The following is a 3,681-nucleotide window of genomic DNA, read 5'->3' as shown; positions in this document are numbered from 1 at the left end:
CCCGGTCCATCCGGGCAACCCTCGTCGCAACATCGAGGGTGAGTCGCCTCATTTTGTGGGGGGACATACAGTCTAGCCGACATCATCCCTCCGGCACCTCCGCCAGCCGCAGGCCCCGATACACACGCTCACGTTTGGCGAGGTAAATTGGGTTATCGCTGCAAGCTCCATCCCGGAAGCGGCGGATGGTGAAGCTTGGAACAACCGCAAATAGCGCTTTTGCAGCAGCTTTCGCTTCGTCCAGCGAGCCAAGCAAGGCAAGCGCGGCAGCCAGCCCAAAATGTGCGCTCACGTCATTTCGATTGGCCTCGATGCTGCGGCGGAACCAGCAGACTGCTTCGGCATCCTCGTTGATCTGCAGCTTGGCAAAGCCGGCTATCATGAACCATCGATGGCTGAAGATATCACGAGGAGACAGGCGAAGTGCTTCGTTGATATGGGTCACTGTCTCCGCTCCGCGGCCCATGTACAACTTAGCGCTGCCGGTTTGCGCGTGAGCCTCAGCCAAATTGTGATCCAGCTCCAACGCTCTCTCTAACTCAGCGATGCCCTGAGCCGCACGATTCCTGCACAATAGTGCGCAGCCTAAAATCATGTGTGCATAGGCATGGTTCGGCGCGAGGGACACCGCCTTTATTGCTGTTGCCTCGGCCACTGCGAAATGCTCGGCCGTGTCGTCATCCATGAAGCTCACCCCAAGTATCAAATCGACGCCAGCCATCCATACCATCGCTTCGACATTCCTGGGATCGAGGGTCAACGCCCTTTCAAAAATCTCGCGCGCTTGAGGTACGCCTTCAGACGTCCACCCCTTGTGCAACAAAGCTTTGCCTTGAAAATACAAGTCCATCGAATTGGGATGCGGGGATCGCTCTGATCGCCTCGCCTCTTGCTCGGTGAGCTGAGCGTCCAGCGTGTTGGCAAGGCGCGATACGATCTCGTCTTGCATGACAAAAAGATCGGCGATGGGTTTGTCAAACCGGTCTGCCCATAGATGCGCGCCGGTTTCGGCGTCCACGAGTTGAACGTTTACGCGAAGTCGATCACCGGCTCGCTGCACAGAACCTTCTAGCACGTACCGAACATTCAGTTCGCGGCCAATCCGCTTGAGATCGATCGCTTTGCCCTTGTACGTGAATGCGGTGTGTCTGCCGATAACGAACGAGCCGGAGATGCGCGACAAATCCGTGGTCAAACTCTCGGTCACGCCATCGACAAAGTAGTCCTGTCCAGGATCGTCGCTGAGGTTAGCGAAGGGCAACACAATGATGGAAAGGCGGGGCGCTGAAGGCGACGTTGCACCGTCGAATTCGCTAACGCGGTTTCGGACCTCTGTCCTTCGTGCACTGCGCCAACGAAGCGGAAGCCTTTGCGCTGCAATGTTTTGATTAGGCGCTGCTTTTCACCGTCGTCACCGACTGCTGCCCGAGCGGCATTCAGGCGGGTCGTTAACGCGGCGTCTGAGACGATGCGTCCATTCCAAACTGCGTTAATGAGATCGTCCTTGCTGACAACGCGCTCCCTGCGTTGGATCAAATAGTCGAGCAGATCGAAGACCTGCGGCGCTGTGGGGACCACGTCGGCTCCCCGCCGTAGCTCGCGCCGGTCGGTGTCGAAAGCGAAGTCCTCGAAAAAGTAGCGCAACCTACCGCTCCTTGGATGCCACGCAGACGGCTCTAGCGACAATTGCGGTTCAAAAATACGCCGCTGGCGCGCCCGAGGGAAGTCCCCTTCTGGCCCGTTGGCGAAGTGCGGTTTGGCTCAGATATGGCCTGCTAAAGGGGCGGACCGGAAGTGAAAAAGCGCCCATCAAACCGGCGCTGGTGACCCCAAGCCGTCATCGTCGGCGTGCGTTTCAGGAGGGCCCGATCCGCTAACGCTTGCGCACCAGCAAAGACCAAACAGGCGACGCACCGTCCCAGCCGCGAAGGCGCCCCGACAGCCGCACCTTCAGCCCGGCTTCCGTGATCCGCTCGACAACAAGATGCAGCGCGATCACGTCGCCCTCTGACAGCTCCACACAGCCACGCTTCCGCGACCACACCGCGCCCGGGAAGCGAAACAAGTTCGCCTTTAGCCATCGTCCGCTGCGCTCCGACAGCGGTTGTAAGTCGACCTGAGCGCCGGCCCTAGGCCGCAGCCTGACATCTGCCCGTCGCAGCCAATTCGGAATCCACGCCATGCGAATGACTAGCCGTTACTTTCCACGTTTGTCTAGGCTTTGTCCGTCTGAATGGATTCGTCGCCCGAAGCCGAGGACGCTCTTTCAATGTAGACTGGAAGTTTGCAGCCCGCGCCGATCGGCGCCTATTGGCGCGTTGCCGCCCTTCGCCGACAGGGCCGCTATGTCTGCCTTCAGGAGATAAGCCGACCCATAGACGGGTCGCTTATGGAACGGCGCGAATAGAACTCATTGCTCAACTTGAGAAGTTCCGAGCGGAGGCAGGCTATGTTTACAATTTCGCTGCCTATTCCGCCTGTCGCGTGGCCTCAGCCTTCGTGCGCGCTCTCGTGGCGATACTGACGTTGGAGCTAGAGGACATGGTGGTCCGATTGGTTTGAACCCGGCTGCGAAGCTGTTCATCGACACCATCCGCGGGGCGGGAAAGGCAATTGGCAATCCAATCACAGTAATCACGGTGCGGAAGAGTTCAGACGCAAACCTTATGAACCATTCGGCTCCTGTCCTGGTTGAAGGGACCGAGCAGGCTAACCAGCTCGCCAAGTCGATATCGACATTGCGACGTGAGCTATGTCAACGGACGTCCCTGGCTTATGGCACGATTGGGCATGAACCCAACCCGCAATAACCGTTAAACATCAGATGCAGCCGTCCAGCGCTCAATCAGGCGTAAAGCGATGCTGGCGAGCAAAATCCCGAGCAACCCGCCAACCACCTTTTCGGACGCATCCAGCAATCTAGCATGGCGATCTGGCGTCAGCTTTTGGAACAATTCCAGCACCACTGCGCTACCAAGCACGAGGCTGCACACCAGCGTCATCCGGTCCCGGTACGCGGCACAAAATGCGAAACCTAGAAACGCAAAGGCCGCTACGTGTTCAATGTTGGCCGAACTGCTCAGTTGAGGCCTGTCGTGGATTGGAGACAGACTCGCGTAGGTGATAAAGGCAAGAGAAGCCCACGCCACGGCAATTGAAATTCTATACAGCATAGTAGCGACTGACCCCGAGTTGTTGCCGCAAAATACTTAAGCGCCAACCGGATCCAGCGGCTCGCATTTGCCAGCGTGGTGGCTGCGGTTCTTCACCCTCATCCAGAACTTCTGCCGCCCGCGGCAGGGCAGTACGAAGCGCACTAGAACGCAACTTTTCGTGATTGAACCAATTAAAAGGATTTAATTTATTTAATCTAATTTAAGTTAAATAGTCGCAGTTTGAGCCCAGGGGAATACCTGATGCCCGCAAAAGAAGACGAAGACCGCCGGGAGTTCTTGAAGATGTGTGGCAGGTTTGCTGCCGTAACGCCGCCATCGATGACTCTACTCCTGTCGACGTCGTTGACGTCAACAGCCATCGCACGTTCCGGCGCCCATGACGGAGCAGGATATAGCAGCGGTGGCAGCAGTCATTCAGTCTTCGACAATGATCCACACAGCGCGACCGAGGATCACTCGACCAAGGAGCATTCATCAGCCGGCGGCGGTGGTGGGGGCTCTGGCG

The 3,681-nt window shown here is 57.6% G+C and carries 5 protein-coding genes; 1 reads left to right on the top strand and 4 read right to left on the bottom strand.

Annotation, left to right across the window (positions count from 1 at the left end; genetic code table 11):
• Window positions 1–82: 82 nt before the first annotated feature.
• From AC0L3A_RS40250 to AC0L3A_RS40235, 4 genes are all read right to left on the bottom strand, one after another.
• Window positions 83–1,207 (bottom strand): tetratricopeptide repeat protein, encoded by a 1,125-nt coding sequence (locus tag AC0L3A_RS40250; RefSeq protein WP_473256526.1) that lies wholly within the window; start codon window positions 1,205–1,207, stop codon window positions 83–85.
• Window positions 1,204–1,644, bottom strand: a complete 441-nt coding sequence (locus AC0L3A_RS40245) for a winged helix-turn-helix domain-containing protein (protein ID WP_473256524.1) — start codon at window positions 1,642–1,644, stop codon at window positions 1,204–1,206. The genes AC0L3A_RS40250 and AC0L3A_RS40245 overlap by 4 nt, the downstream gene beginning before the upstream one ends.
• 229 nt (window positions 1,645–1,873) lie before the next feature.
• Window positions 1,874–1,999, bottom strand: coding sequence for a hypothetical protein (locus AC0L3A_RS40240; protein WP_283806973.1), 126 nt, complete (start codon window positions 1,997–1,999; stop codon window positions 1,874–1,876).
• A gap of 814 nt (window positions 2,000–2,813) precedes the next feature.
• Window positions 2,814–3,173: a VanZ family protein gene (locus AC0L3A_RS40235; RefSeq protein WP_219684112.1), complete on the bottom strand. Its 360-nt coding sequence runs from the start codon at window positions 3,171–3,173 to the stop codon at window positions 2,814–2,816.
• A gap of 243 nt (window positions 3,174–3,416) precedes the next feature.
• Between AC0L3A_RS40235 and AC0L3A_RS40230 the strand changes: the two genes are divergently transcribed.
• On the top strand, window positions 3,417–3,681 hold a 265-nt coding region (locus tag AC0L3A_RS40230), incomplete at its 3' end, for a hypothetical protein (RefSeq protein WP_473256522.1).

This window comes from Bradyrhizobium sp. MI1.3 (assembly GCF_055811695.1).
Note: the sequence above shows the minus strand (reverse complement) of the source record. Positions and strands in the feature narration are given on the sequence as shown.